Source organism: Shimia sp. NS0008-38b, from assembly GCF_040370365.1.
Classification (GTDB): Bacteria; Pseudomonadota; Alphaproteobacteria; order Rhodobacterales; family Rhodobacteraceae; genus Shimia.
Genome location: NZ_BAABWQ010000002.1, coordinates 351,178 through 370,306, shown reverse-complemented (window position 1 = coordinate 370,306; position 19,129 = coordinate 351,178). Strand labels below are relative to the sequence as shown.

At 50.8% G+C, this 19,129-nt stretch carries 17 protein-coding genes and 1 tRNA gene; 8 read left to right on the top strand and 10 right to left on the bottom strand.

Going from position 1 to position 19,129, the window contains the following annotated elements; genetic code table 11:
* The first annotated feature begins 72 nt into the window (after positions 1 to 72).
* The 3 genes from ABWV47_RS07880 (at position 73) to ABWV47_RS07870 (ending at position 2,626) form a co-directional block, all read left to right on the top strand.
* Positions 73 to 147 (top strand) — tRNA-Phe (locus tag ABWV47_RS07880).
* 285 nt (positions 148 to 432) lie between these two features.
* Positions 433 to 2,115, top strand: coding sequence for an anti-phage dCTP deaminase (locus ABWV47_RS07875; RefSeq protein ID WP_353310479.1), 1,683 nt, complete (start codon positions 433 to 435; stop codon positions 2,113 to 2,115).
* Positions 2,108 to 2,626, top strand: coding sequence for a hypothetical protein (locus ABWV47_RS07870; RefSeq protein WP_353310477.1), 519 nt, complete (start codon positions 2,108 to 2,110; stop codon positions 2,624 to 2,626). Before ABWV47_RS07875 ends, ABWV47_RS07870 begins: the two co-directional genes overlap by 8 nt.
* An 87-nt stretch (positions 2,627 to 2,713) precedes the next feature.
* Here ABWV47_RS07870 and tcmP read toward each other — a convergent pair whose 3' ends face one another.
* From tcmP to ABWV47_RS07850, 4 genes are all read right to left on the bottom strand, one after another.
* Complete coding sequence (gene tcmP, locus ABWV47_RS07865; protein WP_353310475.1) at positions 2,714 to 3,853, bottom strand: three-Cys-motif partner protein TcmP; 1,140 nt, start codon at positions 3,851 to 3,853, stop codon at positions 2,714 to 2,716.
* A 33-nt stretch (positions 3,854 to 3,886) separates the two neighbouring features.
* Positions 3,887 to 4,714, bottom strand: a complete 828-nt coding sequence (locus tag ABWV47_RS07860) for a DUF5131 family protein (RefSeq protein ID WP_353310473.1) — start codon at positions 4,712 to 4,714, stop codon at positions 3,887 to 3,889.
* A gap of 222 nt (positions 4,715 to 4,936) precedes the next feature.
* Positions 4,937 to 5,137 (bottom strand): hypothetical protein, encoded by a 201-nt coding sequence (locus ABWV47_RS07855; RefSeq protein WP_353310471.1) that lies wholly within the window; start codon positions 5,135 to 5,137, stop codon positions 4,937 to 4,939.
* Positions 5,138 to 5,418: 281 nt separating this feature from the next.
* Positions 5,419 to 5,643, bottom strand: a complete 225-nt coding sequence (locus ABWV47_RS07850; RefSeq protein WP_353310469.1) for a hypothetical protein — start codon at positions 5,641 to 5,643, stop codon at positions 5,419 to 5,421.
* 475 nt (positions 5,644 to 6,118) lie between these two features.
* On the opposite strand from ABWV47_RS07850, the gene ABWV47_RS07845 reads away from it, so the two are divergent.
* Positions 6,119 to 6,349 carry a hypothetical protein gene (locus tag ABWV47_RS07845; protein ID WP_353310467.1) on the top strand — a complete coding sequence of 77 codons (231 nt, stop codon included), beginning with the start codon at positions 6,119 to 6,121 and terminating at the stop codon, positions 6,347 to 6,349.
* 384 nt (positions 6,350 to 6,733) lie between these two features.
* Here the strand turns inward: ABWV47_RS07845 and ABWV47_RS07840 are convergent, their stop codons facing one another.
* From ABWV47_RS07840 to ABWV47_RS07820, 5 genes are all read right to left on the bottom strand, one after another.
* Positions 6,734 to 8,020 carry an AAA family ATPase gene (locus ABWV47_RS07840; protein WP_353310465.1) on the bottom strand — a complete coding sequence of 429 codons (1,287 nt, stop codon included), beginning with the start codon at positions 8,018 to 8,020 and terminating at the stop codon, positions 6,734 to 6,736.
* A gap of 39 nt (positions 8,021 to 8,059) precedes the next feature.
* The gene (locus tag ABWV47_RS07835; protein WP_353310462.1) at positions 8,060 to 8,545 is read right to left on the bottom strand and encodes a bifunctional DNA primase/polymerase; all 486 of its coding nucleotides are present in this window, start codon (positions 8,543 to 8,545) and stop codon (positions 8,060 to 8,062) included.
* Between the two features lie 50 nt (positions 8,546 to 8,595).
* Positions 8,596 to 8,808 (bottom strand): helix-turn-helix transcriptional regulator, encoded by a 213-nt coding sequence (locus ABWV47_RS07830; RefSeq protein ID WP_353310459.1) that lies wholly within the window; start codon positions 8,806 to 8,808, stop codon positions 8,596 to 8,598.
* A gap of 126 nt (positions 8,809 to 8,934) precedes the next feature.
* A complete protein-coding gene (locus ABWV47_RS07825) occupies positions 8,935 to 9,657 on the bottom strand; it encodes a hypothetical protein (protein ID WP_353310456.1) in 723 nt (240 codons plus the stop codon).
* Complete coding sequence (locus ABWV47_RS07820) at positions 9,635 to 11,050, bottom strand: tyrosine-type recombinase/integrase (protein ID WP_353310453.1); 1,416 nt, start codon at positions 11,048 to 11,050, stop codon at positions 9,635 to 9,637. Before ABWV47_RS07820 ends, ABWV47_RS07825 begins: the two co-directional genes overlap by 23 nt.
* A gap of 51 nt (positions 11,051 to 11,101) precedes the next feature.
* Here ABWV47_RS07820 and ABWV47_RS07815 point away from each other — a divergent pair, with 51 nt between their 5' ends.
* Complete coding sequence (locus ABWV47_RS07815) at positions 11,102 to 12,106, top strand: HNH endonuclease signature motif containing protein (RefSeq protein ID WP_353310450.1); 1,005 nt, start codon at positions 11,102 to 11,104, stop codon at positions 12,104 to 12,106.
* A gap of 182 nt (positions 12,107 to 12,288) precedes the next feature.
* Here the strand turns inward: ABWV47_RS07815 and ABWV47_RS07810 are convergent, their stop codons facing one another.
* Entirely contained in the window at positions 12,289 to 14,307 is a 2,019-nt protein-coding gene (locus ABWV47_RS07810) for a CHAT domain-containing protein (protein ID WP_353310447.1), read from the bottom strand.
* A gap of 597 nt (positions 14,308 to 14,904) precedes the next feature.
* On the opposite strand from ABWV47_RS07810, the gene ABWV47_RS07805 reads away from it, so the two are divergent.
* The 3 genes from ABWV47_RS07805 to ABWV47_RS07795 all read left to right on the top strand — a co-directional run bounded on the left by ABWV47_RS07805 (position 14,905) and on the right by ABWV47_RS07795 (position 19,129).
* Positions 14,905 to 15,873: an SMEK domain-containing protein gene (locus ABWV47_RS07805; RefSeq protein WP_353310444.1), complete on the top strand. Its 969-nt coding sequence runs from the start codon at positions 14,905 to 14,907 to the stop codon at positions 15,871 to 15,873.
* 227 nt (positions 15,874 to 16,100) lie between these two features.
* The gene (locus ABWV47_RS07800) at positions 16,101 to 17,810 is read left to right on the top strand and encodes a DUF2326 domain-containing protein (RefSeq protein ID WP_353310441.1); all 1,710 of its coding nucleotides are present in this window, start codon (positions 16,101 to 16,103) and stop codon (positions 17,808 to 17,810) included.
* 2 nt (positions 17,811 to 17,812) lie between these two features.
* Positions 17,813 to 19,129 carry a phospholipase D-like domain-containing protein gene (locus tag ABWV47_RS07795; protein ID WP_353310438.1) on the top strand — a complete coding sequence of 439 codons (1,317 nt, stop codon included), beginning with the start codon at positions 17,813 to 17,815 and terminating at the stop codon, positions 19,127 to 19,129.

Here is a 19,129-nt window from a genome sequence, read left to right as displayed (position 1 = left end):
TGCCTTTTTGCTCTGGACAGCCCCGTTTGGCTGACATAGAACGCCTCCACCCAAGGTGAAACGCCTTCCCGTGCCCGGGTAGCTCAGGGGTAGAGCAGTGGATTGAAAATCCTCGTGTCGGTGGTTCGATTCCGCCCCCGGGCACCATTTTTACCAAGTAATAACAAATACTTAGTGAGAATACGACAGCGCGGGTGACTTGGCAAAATATGCACGGGTATCACTGGGGTAGCATTTCAATTTCTCAATGAAGTGTTTTCTTGCCGTTTTGGGCCCAAAGCCGCCTTAGAAGATTGTTTGGGTTGTTCGACTTAGTTCCAACTGATGCGGACATTCGAGTTTGGCATCGCCTTTCCGACTATGGCCAATGGAGCGACACTCACGTTAGTATGCTTTGATAGGCTTAATACTCATTTGGACGCATTCTTATTCATGGCAGACCCCAAAGCTAAATCATCACCGAAAACGCAGCGCGCAAGCGATCCTTCAGGACAGTCAATCCTTGCCGAACATCATAGCAACGAGCTCTTTGTAGCGATTGTCGGTCCCGCTGGTGCCGGCTCCGGAACAGCTGCTAAAAGGATAGAGGCATTTTTTGTTGACGACTACCAGTATGAAGCGGTCATCATCAAAGCCAGTGCGCTCATCAGAAGCGCTGCATTAAACTTAGGGCTGGAAGTTCCTGTTGAAGGGGCGCGCAAAAGCTTAGATGGCATCACAACAATGCAAGACAGAGGCGATGATTTGCGGAAAGGCGATTTCGCCGGTGGTGGAGAAGATCACTCTGAAGTCGCAAGATTTATTTTGAGGCAAATCTCGCTGGAACGGGCGAAGATGCAGGGCGCAACGTTCAATGAAGACGAAGGGGTCGAGCCAGATGGTCGGAAGCGAGTCTACATTATTGATTCATTGCGGCATCCGGCAGAGGCGCATCTTTTGCGTCGCGTTTATCAAGAAGCCTTTGCGCTAGTAGGTATCGTGTGTGACCCAGTTGTACGCGAAAAACGGATCCGCGAGAATCTTTTCGACAGAGCAGAATGGGGTTTGCAGTCTACAAAGGATCAGGTGAAGAATTTTCTAGATCGCGATGAAGATGCTCCAGAAAAATTTGGGCAACATGTTTCCGACACGTTCCACGAAGCCGATTTTTTTGTGGATAACTCCGCCGAAGGCGAGGAAGACCTAAGTATTACTGGGATGAATGACCAACTTAAGAGGTTTGTGTCCCTGATTGCCCAAGATCGGATTGAGAGGCCGACCATCGCAGAGACTGCCATGCATCATGCGAGAAGCGCGCAGATGAGAAGCGCCTGCCTCTCTAGACAGGTTGGAGCTGCATTGGTCAATCAAGACGGAACAATTGTTGCAACCGGCACCAATGAAGCACCTCGAGCGGGAGGAGGTGTATATGGTGAAGATGTTAGCCAAGATCAGTTTGAAGATCATCGATGTGCATTCAGAGAATCTGTTTATTGTAGTAGCAACAAGGAGCAAAATGAGATCATACAGGAGCTCATAGATGCTTTCCCAGAGTTAGCGTCTCAAACGGACGGGCATTCTGTTTTGAAAAAGATTCGAGGAACTCGTTTAGGAGGACTGATTGAGTTTAGCCGAGCAGTTCATGCGGAAATGGACGCAATACTGTCCGCTTCGCTCGCAGGCGTGTCTCCGAAGGGGTGCCGACTATTTGTAACCACTTATCCGTGCCATTACTGTGCAAGACACATCGTTGCGGCGGGTGTCGATGAGGTTCAGTTTATTGAGCCTTACCCAAAGAGTAGGGCAACCGCGTTGCATTCAGACGCGATCACTACTGAGTCTGAAGGTTGGCTAGCACCATCGATAATCGGGAACCAGTCTCCGAATACTTCAAACAGCGTGCCGGGCTTAGCGTCCGATGAGCCACACTCCGTAAAGAAGGTGCTTTTCAGGCCCTTTGTTGGGGTGTCGCCACGGATGTATCGCCGAGTTTTCTTGAAGGATCGAAACTACAAGGATAAGGTAACAGGAGAAAGAGTTCATGGAACTCCTGCGTGGGGCGGGCCCATGGACAGTTACAGAGTCTCTTACGTAAAATTGGAGAGCAAGTTGGGCCGAGAAGCATCCGATGAGTAAACCCAAGCTTACGCTCGTTCACGACTCGGCGTCCAATCCAAACGTGAGCCAGTTTAGAGAACAATGGGGCTTTGAGAACGCTAAGCAACTCAAACTATTTGACGAGAGTGATCGTGATCGTTTGTTCGTCGTACCAATGAATGAAATGGACGGGTTTCGTTTTTCTAAATTGATCGAAGGAGAAATGCCTACCTCGATAATTGATACGAGAAAATACCCTGATTTCTTTGGATTATTTCGGTCAACAAGAGCTGCCTTAGATCAATTCCGAAAGTCCCAAATTGACTACGTGCATGCGCCCGTTCGTTGGACTGCAATTCAGGAAGCAGCAGATTCTTGGACTGTAAGGTCTAGCTTGATTGATGGCCTTTCTCGAGCGAAAGGAGCATCAGATTTTCATGGGCGAGCAGTATTATTACTTATTTCAACAGATGAAATGAAAGAGGCTTGTTCTGCCATTTTCGCATCTCTTCCCGACTTTGAACAACAATGGCAACTACAGGCTTTGTGAGTGAACGCTAACTTTGCACCTAGGCCGTTTGTGTGGCCAAATTGTCAAATGTCTGGCCCTGACAGGGGATGCATAGAGTAGATCAGACTAACTACTCATGAGCGTAATTACGTCCTTGTGGCGAGGCTTTCGTTGTCTGGGCTGCCTCCACTGATCTGAAACGATCTCGGCTTTTGTCATATTCACGATTGCAGCTCCAATCTCAGTGCGCTTGAGATAGAGTTGCTCTTGCACCTTTGCGGCCAGCTCGAAGAATTCAGTTGCTCCATGCTTGATTAAAACTGATCTAATTGTGGACTCAACCCTCTCGCAGTGCTCTTGTCTTGCTCGTAGATAAGGACCCCGCACTTCAATCTCATCGAACATGTCGCCAAAAAGATCGCCACCTTTTTGGTCTACCTTCTTTGTAAACCGAGTTCGGTCGTGATCAGAGAGAGCTTTAAACTCGGCATTGCGTAGAACTTCAAGGCCCTCCGGGTGGTTGGTACCATATGCTAGGTTAAAATGAATTTGATCGCGATCCGGATTATGGATTGGCGAGTAGCAGGAGAACCTGAAACCCAAATCCTCTTTGAGCATCTTAAGATACTCTTGCTCGACGAGTTCTATCGTCAAGTCTCCTCGAACCAATCGCTCTGCGCGTTTTGCTCCCAGCAGCCCAGCGAGGTTTTTCCTAGTGTCTGGATGACCACCGGTGGCTTGACGCTCCAAAAATGACCGCATCATATTCACAATGATTTCGTATGAGCGGCCATTGTCAAACGTGCGCAGGCACGATGGAGGGAAGCCTGAGTACCCTGTTGGGTCGACAAAAAGCAGACGAAATTGATGGTCAGCCGCGCGGTCAATTGCAACAGAATTCTGCTCGAACGTCCCCTCGAAAGTCAAAAGCTTCAAAAGCGGGTACTCTGGCTTACTGCGCTCAATAAAGGCCTTCAAAATCTGGTATGAATCAGGGTCGGCCTCATTATATATGCAGCGAATACGCGGCGAGGACGCTTCATGACCTTGTTGCTCAGCAACCTTAGATAGCTCCCTCAAAGACACGCCGATGGACGTGTCGCTTAGGTTCAAGGTGTCATTATTCTTCCAGGGCCCGGCGAACCCATCGATCACATCTATCGTCCGCCAGGTGCTCAAAATCTTAGTAGCAAAAGGAACTAAATAGCGTGCGTATATTTCGTGTTTTGCTTTGCTTTGCTCTCGGCCTGCGTACAAATCCTGCAATATGTTGAGTCTCCATAAAAATACGTGAACTGGCTACCCAAAAAATCTGTTTTCAGGCAATCCGTCGTGGGTGGTGCCATCCAAAATTCTGCCAGCTGATTTTTTTCCGAGACGGAACATCGCTGTTCCATCTTTCGCGATCTTCATACGGTGAGCAGGCAGATTCTCTCCGTCACCGGGGCCCCAATCGCCCCACTGCTTGAAATGAAACGCGACCGATTGCTCCATGCACTGGGCGTGGATGTCTCTGAACCATTTTGGCGAAGCAGGACGAGCCTTGGGGCCGCTCTCGCCGCCAGTAATAACCCAGTCAATTGTCGAACCCAACCATTGCCTGAGATCAAGAGGACCAAGTAGTGGTTCCGCTGAAATGAACCTAACCTTTGCCGGTATTTCGGCCAAGTATGGAAGTAATTCGTCAGCCCTAGTCTGAAGCTCAACCGTTGTGCCAAGCCATACATTGGTAGGCCAATCTTGGCCCCACTTCGCCATGGTTTTAACGTTCTGCGGACGTTTTGTAAGCAATAGCCAGTCCAAATTCGGTGTTGCCTCGATCAGCTCGAATAGTCTTGCGCGCGGCTCAACCAATTCAGAACGATCCTCGAATACATCCGCCATTGAAGCGCAAAACACACGGGGACGATCAGTGGTACTCCCTGCATCTCGATTCCATTTTAGGGGTTGCTTCCAATGATTGTCGGACATTGTCCGACGTTCCTTTTTGGGCCCCCAGACTTTTTGACCAAGACGCTTAGCCCATGTCTCAGCATAGCAATGCTTACAAGCCTCGGACACTTTTGTGCATCCCCACCAAGGGTTGAAGGTGTGGGTGGTCCACTCGATTTTTGAATTCTTACCCATGAGTTGACCTCAACCAAAATCAAATTTCCTTCATTCTGGCACGGACCAGAACAAATGGGAAACAAAAAGCGCTCAACATTACATCGTACCTAACGTACGCGGCCACAAATGTCTGCCTTCTTTAGGAGATCTATCAGTTTTAACGCTTGCAACGAACGTCCTGTTCCCGCCGAAAGCAAAGGGCCATTTCAATGGTCCTCTTACGTCACCGACGAACCGTGTTTAGCTACGCAGTGCTTTTCTCGCTTCTTTCTCAGCAGCCGATCCCCGTACCCATTGCCACGGAGTGCGTGGTTTGCGTGCCTTCGCCAGTTCCGGGTTTACCTTGGCATCGCTGGCGGCGGCGCGCAGGCGTTCGCGGGCCTCGCGGGGATCAAGCTTGAGTTCGTCGCAGATTGCTTTGAGCGTCACGATATCTGCCATGTCAGTCTCCTCTGGTTCTGATGGAGATCGATAAGACGCAGGCTGCGATCCTGTCAGGGATAACCCCAGCGCATCTTTAGCTTTTCTCGAATTGCTGCTACCACTGATCTCGATGCAGGAGACGCACCTGCGTTGGGGCTTAGAAACCCCTCGGTGACTTAGACCGCTTCGGCGGTTGAATACCTTTGACCCTATGGTCGGGGTGCCTGTGTTATACAACAGGCTCCGGCTAAAGGCACAGGGACCGTGTCACCGCGGTTTTCTAACACCCCGATCACCAGTCAACCGCGAGGGCGCTCGCAGATCGGGGCGCTATGGGTCTTCAACTCACCGAACCAATCGAATGGGTAGATCGAGCGAGTTTGCCGCAGCAGGCAGGCATTTATGTAATCTCGCGCGGAGAACCAACCAACACCGTCTACATAGGCAGGACATGGGCGACGAAAGGGATCAGGAACCGGATACGCCAGTTCCACAGATCGGCGTCGACCGGTAAGAAAGGCCATGCAGGGGGCGTCACCTTTCACGGTGTTTTCAACGGTGACACATCAGGCATGTGGGTCTCGGTGCATTTACCTGATGGGATCGATCCATCGGATCACATTCTTCACCCTTACATCGCTTACGCCGAACGGCGGCTGATCTGGGAGCATGTCGAAGCGCACGGGGCGCTGCCGGTATGCAACTCACAATGACCTGCAACAAATCCCCGGCAGGTTGAGCTAAACGCGTGCGCGGCGGCGTTACAATGAGCCAGCAGGGCCACGTCGGGCATTTTCCGATCATACGCTGCGAATTCTCGCCGGAAGCGCTGCTTGGCTCACTGAGGTGCTGCCCCGCCCCGCCGTCTGCACAGATGGTTAAAGCCAGTATTGGGCTCTTACGCAGCCTCTACATAGGCCCGCAGGGTTTCACCTGACCGGACTCCGCAACTTTCTTATCGAGATTACATCAACCAACTTTCCACGGAGGAATTTGAAAATGGCCATCAGCGCAAAGTGGGGCTTCAACGGCGAAACGAAAGTCATTCTCGGCAACTGGCATAGGCTTTGGTGCCTGCTATTCGGACCATTCTACTATCTGTTCAAGGGCATGTGGCTATGGGCGATCTTTTCGTTCTTCACCCTCAATGGTCTCTGGATTGGCTTCCCGCTCTACAACCGTTCAATCGTGCTGCGCCACTTCCACCGTCAAGGCTGGGTGCAGAAATGATCGAAAGAGCGCTCAAATCGGCGGATTGCTATCCAAGTGGAACCCCAAACACCCGCACGATACCCGACACAGGTGCGGACTCTTTGAAAAGAATCAGAGATTTAGCTCAGGCTCGCACCCGACAGACTGATACATAGTCCTCGTGTCGCCCTAGACAGGCTTGCCGGACACTCAATTGGGTGCTGGCGCAGGAGGTATGGGGGCAGGCGTTTTTTTTACTGCGCTTGCCTCGTGGGCAGACAAGGGGTCATACATACTGCCGAGACTTCCGGCTCCCAGCCGCTCCGCACCCCAAGCCCACGCTGGCCTCCAAAAAGTGAAGGACGGACCTAAGCCCGCCCCTCATTCGATATAAAAATTATTGTACACGAATTATTATAACGATCACTCCTCGGCAGTGGGCCGTCCGAGCTTCCAGCGGCTACTTTTTCCCTTACCCACTTGCTCGATCTCGCCTGACTTCGCCATTTCAGCCCGTAGGGCGTTCAATGTACCGGCTGATGCAAGGCTCCGGGCTGTCACAGCGCTTTCGATCTTCTCCCACTTGACCGGCTTTTCGGAAAGAAATTCGAGAATGAACTCTCGCGCGGCGTCGGCGGCTGATGCGGGTCTGCCGACGGAATTCGTTTCGACTCTGCAAACTTCAGCTTCATTCGCGGCTGAGAATTCCACCGGGTGCAGGACCGGTGTTCCGTCGCGGCCTCCACCGAAACGCTCGAAAATGATCGTTTTGCCGAGTTCGCTGGCATTGGCCTTGCCGTGCGCCAGTGCGAAACGTGACCGATCTGTTGGGTCTGTACCGTAAAAAAGAGCGGACCGAATGCTTGCGGCGAAGCCGATGGAGCCAACTATGCGGTACAGAGGGTGTTCTGCCGATTGCTTGTTCAGGTGGCCAATTGCCAGCACAGCACACCCGGCGTCTTCAGCAATCTCGGTCAGTCGACCCAGAAATTCCCCGACTTCGTTTTGCCGGTTCATATCCCGCCCACTGCCCATGTAGGCGGTAAGCGTGTCGATCACTACCAGCTTGGGCCGTTCTTGCTCGATGTAACGCGCCATCGCCTCAAGGTTCTCTGGCGACAAAATTTTGAAGCGGTTCATCACGCGGATTTGGTTGATGTCCGCGTTGTTCTCTAGCAATCGCGGCAATGTCACCCTCTGCCAGTTGTCTTCAGCAGACAGCATGAGGACCTTGCCTTTCGGCGCACACTCGTCCGTGAGCGGCCAAGGCGTCCCTGTAGTCACCGCAGCGATCAGCTTGGTCACTAAAAGCGACTTACCCATACCGGGATTACCCGCAAGGAGAGTCACGCCAAAATACGGGATGTATGGGTAATAGAGGAATTCCATCGGCAAGGGCTCGGTCGTTTTTGGTGGGCCGAACAGTGCGGTTGTGTCCTCGACATAGTTTCCACTGCTCTGAATGGCGGCGTGCAACTCGCTGGCCGACAACGGCGTTTCAGTGAAATCGTTGTTCAAGGCTTCCAGCATGGCCTCAACCGCATCTTCGTCGTCGAACCGCCGACGCAGGAAGCAAGCGGAGCGAAAGAAAAAATCGTTGCGCCCACCTCTTTTAATGACGAGGTCTTTTGACTCCGATTGTGACCGCTCTTGCCCTTGCTGCGTTCGTTTGGGTCTGAGACTGCTCAGGTTATTCGGCAGGGTTGCCATTTGTGAGGGACACCGCGTGGAGCAGCGATATAGCTTGCCCTAGGGATGGTTGCTGGGAGGAACCATCGCCATCCTGTTGCCGCCAGTTAGGACGTCGAGTTTTTCTGCCTTGAAGGTGCCCTCGGATAACTCGCCTTCGAAATACAGATGGTAACCTCTTCCAGTGAACACCTTGACCGTATCTGGAAGGTCAAGCCGTTTCACGGCTGCGCGCCCTGCATCACCGTCTACATCAACGACAGTCAATCCAGAGAGAGATATAGCGAGGTTTGCATTGGTATGCCGTCGCAGGGCTCTTTGCACCAGTGCGATATCATCGGTTGCGCTATTCACACCATTTGGGAAGAACTTGGATAAGGGGTGCTTGCCGGGGGATGGGCAGTCGTCACGCTTGCAGGCACAGCGTCCATCCTCGAGTATCCCATAGGTCAGTACTACCTTTCGCCCAGCTTTAACTTGGGCTTTCGCAGCGCCCAGTATTGATTTGGAGCGCATCGCATCGGACACGCGATTTTTTCGTCGCATGGTGTTTCCTCTTACTTTTCTGTTGGGAAAAGGGGCTTGAAATCCCCCAATCAGTAGTCTGCGTAGTGAGTGCGGACGCGCTCTTCGGAACGTTCGGTAAGCCAGTCTTCGATCTCTGACATGAACCACGCGACGGTGGTTCCACCCATCCTGATACGACGAGGGAAACGCCCTTGGGCCTCCCAGCGCAGTTTCGTGGTGTTCGACACGTTGATGCCCATGCGCTTCAGGTCTTCGCGCGTAACGAGGGTCTTATTTGCCATACTGTCTGTCATAGTTTTTCCTTTCGTTTCTGAAAGGAACCGGTTCCTGACACAGTTGTGGCGCAGTTAATTTAGCTTGTCATTTCAATGCTATGAACAAGAACGTTGCAAAGTGAGACGTTCTGTTCAATCGTCAAATCGATAGTCGGAAACCGCTCTTTGAATTTGCCTGTTTAGGTTTTCTAGATTTGTGGAATCTTTTGAGAACTTTGAATAGTAGGCCGCCAGGAGCGGTCGCGCTGCCTCTCGTATGAATTCTGGGTATTCGCCATCTATTTTGCCTTCTGATGCGGAGCGCTTCACATGCTCAAGGCCCCGGATATCGATGAAAACTTCGGTTATACCGTTGACAACTGCCTGCATTGTTTCCGCATGCGCGGTTGCTGCCCCGACATCTTTCGGCGCGCCGCTGACTGCTTGAACTAACTCAAGTAGGTTCGACACGGTGGCTTCGGTTTGCTTCACCCTTTTCCTCATTTCCGAAGCCGGAACAAAACGGGAGGACTTTTCTTTCCCTATGCGGACAACCACGGATGACAGCAGGTCGTCAGAATCGGCCAAGCCTGCCATCAATCGACGGGACAAATCATCGATCTTTGCGGCCCAAGCGAGTTTTTGTGCCGGTGTCGCGGAACCGCCCACGAAGTCGAAAACGGACAGGAGGTATTCGGCGGTTGCAGCAAGTTGAAGCCGAAGCTCTTCAATTTGGGCTGGACTCTCAAGGCGTATCGTCTTTGCGATCTCGACCGCCGCATCGTTGGTATAAATTTCGGACCACGGATTTTGGCTGGGTGGGAACTTTTTGCTCGCGTATCCAACCCAGCGTTCAGGCGTGATGTCGCCTTTCAAGTTGCTGAGCATTCTTGGGCGTTGTGATTTTTTCGATATGCTCATTCCACTTGTCCAGCGCCTCGCGCTTCTCGTCCGCGTATGAATAGACATTGTAGATGGCCGCAACGCCTGAGACTACACCCGTCTTGTGGTTCAGCAACGCCTCGGTCACAGCTTGCGGAATGCCGATTTGCGCCATGTTGGTGGACATCGTGCGACGCAAGTCATGGATGTGCCACGGTTCAGTGCCATCGGGCAATGCATTATCGAACCGTTCTTTCAAGCGACCGAATCCTGAGATCGGCGTAACACCTTTCGTCGTGAATACATAATCTGACCCAAGGAAAGGAGGGACCCTGCGCAACACATCAAACATGGCATCCGTGATCGGGACTGTGTGTTGCCTCCCATTCTTGGCCCGTTCGGCAGGCAAGGTCCAAAGGCGTTTTTCAAGGTCTAGTTCCGACCAGCGCATCTCGGCAACCTCGGCGCGTCTCTGGCCGCTGAGGGCTAGAAGCTTCATGCAATCCCCAAAAGGATAACCCTCTGCTTCAAAGGCTGTCCAAAGAGCGTCTAGCTCTTCGTCGCTCAATACCCGATTGCGAGGTTGTTCTTTGGCGCGTGGCTTCATCCCGGCAATGGGTGAAACTTCGATCAAGCTCCGCTCTACGCACCAGCCCATTAGATGTTTGAGATGAGCCAATGCGCGGTTCACGCCGATTGGTGCAGATTTCTGGATCTCGTCGCATGCTTTCACCACATCTGCGCGTTTAATCTCGTTAATTCGCATGTTGAGCAAGGCTGTAAACTTGGCAAGCTGTGCTGCCTTGCGGTCGCTATCTCGGTTGTGAACTTTGGCGTATTTTTCAATGTAATCTGGGATCACTTCGCTCAAAGTCGGCTTGGTATCGACCTCGATGCGGGTGTTCTGTTCGAAACGGCCCGTTTCAACTTCATAGAGTAATTGTCGCGCTCGTGCCCGAGCGTCGGTCAGGGAAAACGGTCCGAACTGGCCGATGGTCAAACGCTTCATTTTTCCGTTTATGCGCTTGTGAAAACTGAAGGTTTTGGTGCCGGACTTGTTTACGCGAAGGACCAAGCCGGGAACAACAGTGTCGCGATAGTCAACGCGCTTGTTAGGATCGGGCTTTCTGGTTTCGATGAGCTTGGTGGTGAGTTTCTGTTTCATAGAGTCATGATAAGAGACCCGGAAATGCCACGTCAGGGACAATCCTAGATGATCTGAGACGCGACTGATCGCACTGAACCAGAGGTCAAACGGGTTTGAAGTTTGCAGACCTTCAATCGTCGGTTGACTTCTTGCCTGCGCACGCGACATTCTTCCGTTGCGTTTCAGAGCATAAGGCAGCGCCTGACGCCTTGTTTCATTTCTGCCAAAAACAACCGGCACCAGATCGAGTAGTCTGGGGAAGGCCGAGGCAACTTTGCACTGGAGAGTGTGATGCCATCTTTGGATCAAACGAATTCACCAGTGGGCGATCAAGATCACCTGCTTGAAATCTACGAAAACGAAATCGAAGTCGAATATCGGGGTGAGCGGCATCTCGTTCGCGATAACGGCGCGGTTTATCGCTTCAATGAGTATCGAAAGCGCGCCCGCCCACTGGACAAGACGTGGACCTTCGGGCGCCAAAACCAAACAACCGGATATCAGCATCTGGCGGGTGTACCAGTTCACCGCATTGTTTGCTCAGCATTTCACGGCGAGCCGCCCACAGATCAGCACGTAGTGGATCACATTGACACCAATCGTGCGAACAACCGACCGGAAAACCTGCGATGGCTGACGAGGTTAGAAAACGCCCTGTTGAATGAGATCACCGCGCGACGCATTGAACTGGTCTACGGGTCAATAGAAGCCTTCCTAGCTGATCCGACAAAAATCCAAAGTGAGGCTTCCTATCCAGATGTATCTTGGATGCGAACTGTATCGAAAGACGAGGCCGCCAAAACGAAATCGCGTTTCGAGAAATGGGCAAAAAGCGGATCGGTGCCCAGTGGTGGCGCAATTGGTGAGTGGCTATACGGCACCTCAGAACGTGCGGATTTCGAGCCTGACCCAGAAGAGTACGAGTCTCTCACCCCTTCGGTCATCCAAGTTCGCTGGCGGGTCCCAACGGAGTTTCCCGAATGCCCAACGGAAGTGAGTAACGACGCGCTGGGGCAATATGCGGAAAACCTTGTGTTTGGCAAAGTCTTCGCCCGAAACGACATCTATCAGAGCTTGGTGGTTCAACAATCTCTCGTCGAAGATGCATTGGTTGTTTTGACCCACAACCCCGGCCCCAATGCGATCAAGGATTGGGCAGTCGCGCAGATTTCCATCCATGGCGAGTTCTTCCACCATCGAAGTGAACACCAGTATTTCTCACTTCAAGGGGCACTCAAGACGTTTTGCGAGCTGACCGGGGACAGCTATGAGGATTGTATGGATGACTATTGCTGAGTCGAAGGGGAAAGGGTCCTGATGACAGCTGTTTCTGGCTACTGAAAGAACACCGGGGAAGCCCAATCGAAAATGTCACCTGGAGCATTGAAGTTTTCAAGGCGTTCCATGATTTCGCCTTCGAACTGGTCTCGCAGCGCCGTAACACGTTGCCCCCAAGGTTCTCTAACTCTTTTTAGAGTTTAAGCAAATGCACCAAAATGGTCATTTTGTGCAGCCACCAACTCGGAGCAAATTGTCAAACCAAAGGCTGAAGCCACTCGGGGCTCAACGGGCCAAAGGTGAGAAACAGCCGCTTGTGCCGGTGAGGCCAATGAAGGTGCGAGCCCCAGTTTTTGTATCCCACCCAAGCCATCTGAAACGCCGCCATCACAAATGTTCAAACAAAGAAGGCGCCTCCCTTCATTTTCTGGGTGAAGGTCAACTAGGTCGTCTACAGCAACGACCTCACCCTGATTTACGAGGATTTTTGAGGAACCAAGTTGCCAGTGGTCGAAAACTCCATGCCCTATTACTTGGATGAAGTCATAGGCACGATCGCGGTACATTGCGAAGAAGTCATCTCGACCAAGCTCACGCCCAAGATAGACATGTGCTTCGACACCGTGCCGTTGCAGAAATTCCGACGCCGAGGCCGCCTCCATTTCAGAATACCAATCATCACATGAAGCCCAGATGGCTGCCCGCCGAATTGGGCGATCTCGAAGCGGAGTCCGTAGACTCGAACTCAAAGGCCAGCATTCATTCGTCTCCCGCGACAACAGCGCCTGAAGCGGGTGAAGGTTGTGGGGAAAACATGTAAAGGCGGGCGATCCAGCCAGTTTCTCGGCTAAAACTGGAACATTGTAAAAGTCGAACAATGCTCCCTCGAATGCGCTTGCAAAATCTCTGTTTGGTTGCCCGGGACGCTCCGGTGCTGCATCAAGCTCGGGGCCAGCTTGCACAGTGCGCGTTGTTCCCAACGCGTTGTTGGTAGCTTCATTCATTGCTTCCACAACCTTGATGGCTTCAACAAATTCGCCCCGAAACTCAATCATTTCAGACCCATCCCCGAGAAACCCAATTCCTGAGATCGCCGAAGGCAACAGCACGCTAGTTCCAGCGGCAGCGGTTTCAATCTCTCCATGGTACCATGCCGCGAGAACCTTAGAGAAATCCGACGCCCGGTCGTGATCAAACGCAAATTTTGCAACAGGGCTGAGCAAACTTGATTTCCTGTCGAGTGCAATCACTTGATCTGAATAAAGTAGATAGTTTTGACAAACTTCATCCGAATGCTGGGATGCTGCGTGTATCAGCCGCTCAATGTTCTGGTCCCAATCAGCGACGTTTTCAAAGGAAGCGAATAGGAACTGAAAAAGTTCGTTCGGGATTAAAAAATCGGCAAATTTTTCCAACAGTGTTTTTGCCCAAATGTAGTGAGTGTCGCCGATAAGGTCGCAGCATCGGGTGGAAAATGCTTTTGCAATCAGTGCTTTGTTGTCTATCGATATTCCTTTTGCTCCGTAAAAACTTCTCAACACAACGGCAATAGTAGGCGCAGTTTCATGTCCCACATCTCGCCCCCAACACATGAGGCTCACCGATGCTCTAACAACTAATTCACGTTCTGCCGGCAGCCGGAAGACTGTGCCCTCAAGAAGCTTGGCGATTTTCTCCGCTGGCGATTGCAGGGCAGATTGATGGAGGCAGTAGTAGAAAAACACATCAGCCCATTCCAAAAACGAATTCGGGAAGTGTTCTGGAAGAATGTCTACTAGTATGGCAATGAAGCGAAACGGTCTCTCGAGGAAAAACTCTCGCTGAGAACTGGATTCTACGCGGTCACTCAGGCCATTGAGTATCCAGTCGAAAACACAATCAAAGCGACCTCTCGCTATCGCAGCTTTCATAGGTGCAACCGATATCTCAAACTGAAGATATTCGAGCAGCAAGCGCTCGACCTTGTCAGTCGCGCTGGCCTGAGCTTGAATGATCTCCTCCGCAACTGCCGCACTGACTCCATTGAGTTCGTCAAACGAATTGGCCTGAGCAGCAGCTTGTAGGTTGTTCAATTCAAATAGCAATCCCGGCACTTGAGGCGCTGAGATGGGAAATTCTACTTCAGGAAGCGTAAAACCGTAGTCCGCAGTGAGCTTTCGCCAGTTTGATAAATCGTACAATTGCAGTCCCTTGAAAATTGGATCAAACGGCTGCTGCATTGGGTAGGTCTACAGCCGCGTGATGCAACCCTAGGGAGATTTGGGCAAGGTTTGAATAGAGAAGGCTTCGTCCATTCGACGGAACTCAAGGCTTTTGCGGCATTCGAGTATGCTGCGCTTCACCCAATTGCCGGAAACTGAAACGGTAGTTGGATGGTCTCCTCGAGCACCTCGGGTATCGCTGGGGTAGCAGGAGTAGCGTGCTTGAATGCTATAGCGCGAGGCGGGTCGAGACGATCTGCCATGTACAAAGATCAAGGTTTTCAATCAGCTATGTTGCGGGTTGAGCGATCCTGAAACAGCACGCGTGGATCACAAGGCTAATTGAAAATCCTCGTGTCGGTGGTTCGATTCCGCCCCCGGGCACCACTTTTACAAAGTAATATCAACTACTTGAGACCTTGGTGCAGTGTGTGTCCCGTAGAGCGCTCTGGGTTTGGGTGTCGTATGGGTGTTAAGTCCTTGGGTCAGTAGGACACATATGGGGTATCGTATAAGCGTCACATCGTTTTTGAACTCGCCCTCGCTGTCCACAAATGGTTGACGCTTTCACGCTTGAGTTGCACTGTCGGATCAAGATGGTTGGAGCACCAATTTATGGGTTTGCAGAGAGATCAGGACATAAACGTAATCATTCAGCGGTTTGCGTATCTTAGAAACATAATTGAAATATCTGTTGCTCAAAATTTGACGAGCCTGAATGTAATTTCAGAGAATTTCTTCAGGGACCTGTTGAACTTGATCTTAAACAGTGATTTTCAGAACCTGAATGTTGAACTAGGGAATGCGGCAGCGATTGACTTGGGTGATAAAAACCAAGCCATGTGCATCCAGGTTACCTCGACAGGTGATAAGTCCAAGATCACTAAGACAGTGAAGAAGTTTGCCGAGCATGGTCTGCACAATGACTACAAGCGTTTGGTCGTCTTAATCGCTACGAAGAAGAAATATCAGGCTGACAAAGTCTCCAGTGCGAATTCAGAATTCGAAATTGACCTGAAAAAAGATGTTTGGGATTGGGATGATGTGGTCAAGCTCGCCAACGACCTATCTCAAGACGACTTGAGTGAAGTCCGCTCATTTGTAGAAGCCGGTATCAAGTTTGAAGAGGTTGCGACTCCGCTGAATGAGGTCGGTACATTCATCGATCTTATGGAAATCCTAAGTAACGAAACTCACGATGAAGCAGGCAAAGGCGTTTTGAAGGAACCTGATCCCGAAGGAAAGATCAAGCATCGTTTCAGTTCGCACGCTGACTATCTGCTAGAACAGTATGGAGTGCATTTTGTAGAATATGGCGCAGTACTAGCCGAGACCATCAAGCAAGGGGATCTTGGTTCCGCGCGTGTTCGTAGGCTCGGCTTACATCTCGCAACAAAGAGCAACGCCATACTCATGGCTTCTGAAGGGGACCCGAAAGAAGCGCTTGAAAAGTTGGTTGAGTTCTATGTTGAGGCCCTCCAAAAGTACAACAAGCATTCAGATGAAGGTGCAGTACGCTTCTTCATGTTAGATCAGATGGTGAAATGTCATGTTTTCCCAAACCCGGTGCAGCTAAGTGCCTAACATTTTCGCAAGCAACGAAAATTTGAGCTCGCTACCTCCCTTGGTCGGGATGGAAGTCATGCAGTTGGTTCGGAAGTCTCCCCAGCAAAAGGTCTCACTCTTTGATGTTTTCGAAAAGCTGAAAGACCGCCCATGGTTCGCACCAAAAGTGATATACTTTGCCCTGACATTCCTCTACGCCACCGACCTTATTGAGTTCGATGGAGTGCATGTATCTGCAGGTAAACATGCTACAGATTAGCAAGCTATACTCCGACCCTCCCGTCTTTGATGCGATCCCTTTTTTACCGGGAGTTAACCTGATTCTTGGGGAGCCAAGCGAAGGAAGCGCGAAAACGAACGGAGTTGGAAAATCCATTGCAATAGAATTTCTGAACTTCGCTCTGCTTTCCAAATATTCTTCCTCACGCGTCAAAAAAATCCCTAAGGACGTTGTTCCACTGGATGTGGAAGTCTGCGTTGATCTATTGATTGGAAGTCAAGAGGTAACGATTAAGAGGAAGCGCGGTGAGGAAAATAGGCCAACAATTTCGGTGAATGGAGACCTTTTTGAGTTCTCCAAATTGGAGGACGCACATTCTTTTTTGGGCAACCTTTTATTTGAGGGGAGTGAAGGCACACACCCTTCTTTTAGATCAATGTTGGGCGTGCTTCTCCGAGATGAACGATCGGAATTTAAATCGATAATAAATGGATACGACACCACGCTCAAAATATCTGATGACTACGCACCTCATCTCTATCTTCTTGGTGTGAACATCAGTTCTTACAAGAAGATCAAAGTTTTGCAGAAGGAGGCTACCGATCTCCGTCAAAAGGTAAAAGAATATGAAAAGAGCGTAATGCTTCTGCGCCAGAAGAAAATCGATGACGCTCGAGCTGACTTAAACGAACTAGATGCCGAAGTTTCAATTATTGAACAGGACATCGAAAATCTCGAAAACACAGCATCCTATGACGTACTCGAAGCTGAAATGCAGGAACTGGACGAGTCAATTCTTGAGCGACGTCGCCAGTCGGCAATAATTCTGGACAAAATGTCTCGCCTTGAACCAATAGAAGTCGAGAGAGTTGAGATATCGACCGATGAGCTCTCTGAGTATTACAATGATTTGAAGGCGGGTTTGGGAGATCTGGTTGCAAAAGACTTCGACGAGTTAAAGGCTTTCAAAGCCAAGATATACCGTTTTCAAGATGAAGTTCTGCGGAAGCGCCGAGACAGCCTTGAGCGAAGCCTGAAGGAGGTCAAAGGCGCGCTCAGGGTGATGGACAAAGAGTACCAGAAAAAGCTCCGTCTCTTGGATCAGGGTGGCGCACTCAAGGCGCTAAAGCAAACATTCGCCACCTATCAAGAAAAGGCTGACCAGCTTGCTGACCTACGTAGCTTTATTACTGGTCATGACGGTGCTGTTTCGCAAAGGCGTGAAAAGCTATTAGAAAAAGATACCGAGGTGCAACGGCTTCAAGTCAATATTGATCAAGCAAACAGGATAAAGTCGAGCTTTGAAGGAACAATTCTGGATATCCACAATTTCGTCATGGGCAATCGACAGGCGGCATTTCACATTGAAACCGTTGATAAGGCACAAGTCGTTGATATCACACTGAGAATCGACAGTGACGGAAGTCACAGCGTTGAACGAGAGAAAACCTTCATCTATGACTTCAGCCTGTTGACCAATGAGTTGACTGGTGAAAGACATTTCGGGCTTCTGGTACACGACAATATTTTCGAAGTTGACTCGGATACGTTGAAACGGAGTTTGGGCTTCATTGCTCAACATGCACCGGCGTTACAAGGGCAATACATACTTACTTTGAACTCAGATCGGGCGTCTTCAGATGCACTGGAAGCCATGAATGCGCTGGCAAGTAGTGTACGAGCTAGGTTCACGAAACAAAGCCGTTTCCTTAAGAAAAAATATCAAGAGGAATAGAAGTGGCTCTGCGAGACCTATACGGGAACACTTCGGAATCAGGCTTCACGATCAACTTCTTTATGCAAGCTGGCGTAAACCCGAGAGTGGGTCTGCTGGCCGCTCCGTTCTTCACGACAACAGCCCCCATAGAAGCGCTGACCAACAGGGGTTGCGAGGTTCAGCTTGTCGTCAGGTTCTCACCGGCCACCACACCTGAGGCACTACGTACTGCGCTCGAAAACCCGTTGGTGAAGGTGAGATACTTCACCGATGCAAAGTTCCACACCAAGCTTTACATCATCGATGACGTCGCCCTTGTTGGGTCAGCCAATCTGACAACCAACGGCCTGCAGTCGAATCGCGAACTTTCCGTGCTGCTGAGACAGGACCGTGACGAGGCGTTCTACGATCTACCCCAAATTTTCGATGACTTGTGGAATGATGCAGACGTCCTAAACGAGGGAGTGCTACGCGAGTATACCAAGGCGTTCAAATCGAAAGAAAAGCCGCAGGGGGAGGATGCGTTTGAAAAGTACATCCATAAATTTGTTAAACCTGTAGCCCCAACAAGTGTGGTCGTAGGCAGCGCGAAAAAGTCGAAGGAGCGCTCGTTCATCCAGAACTTTCGTCGCAAGTACGACGAGGTGCTGGTTCCAGCTCACAATGAGCTTCTTGCCGCCGCGAAAGAACACGGGTTTGGGCGTCCAGAATATTCAGGACATGACCCTCAGATCGAAATGGGGCGCTTCCTAGGTTGGTTGAGGCTCACACAGGGTGGCGGCAACGGATGGCGTGAGACCACTTTGTTACGTGATCCCGAGGAACGGGCAAATCGCATAGCGCAATACGTGAATGTTTGGCAGTCGACCGACGACACTGTGAAGGGTGACGCCTACCACGCCTCCTCGGAAATCGAGAACATCGAGAACATTCGAACCTACCTTTGTGACCCCTCCGAACTTGAGCAACTCAGCTACGACGACCTATTCCGCTATTTGACAGGGTGTCACGCCTTTCTTGAACGGTTGCGTTTCGCATCAAAAGATCTGGGTGAAGACTTAACCGGCCTCGAACGTTTGCGCCTCGATTTTCAAGCGAACAACACGCGCGAGGCCGTTGTTAAAACGGTGAAGTACTTGTTGTCTGGTCCCGGTGACGCAATTGATCGTGCCTACGACTGTGTGTATGGCAGCTACAAGCTAAATGGCTTTGGCGAAGCCTGCGTGATGGAGCTGCTCGGTTGGGGTGACCCAACGCGGCCGCCATTCAACAATCGCTCAATTAGGGGGATACGGCTTCTTGGATTTGATGTGGAGCACCTGGTCGCCGGAGAATAA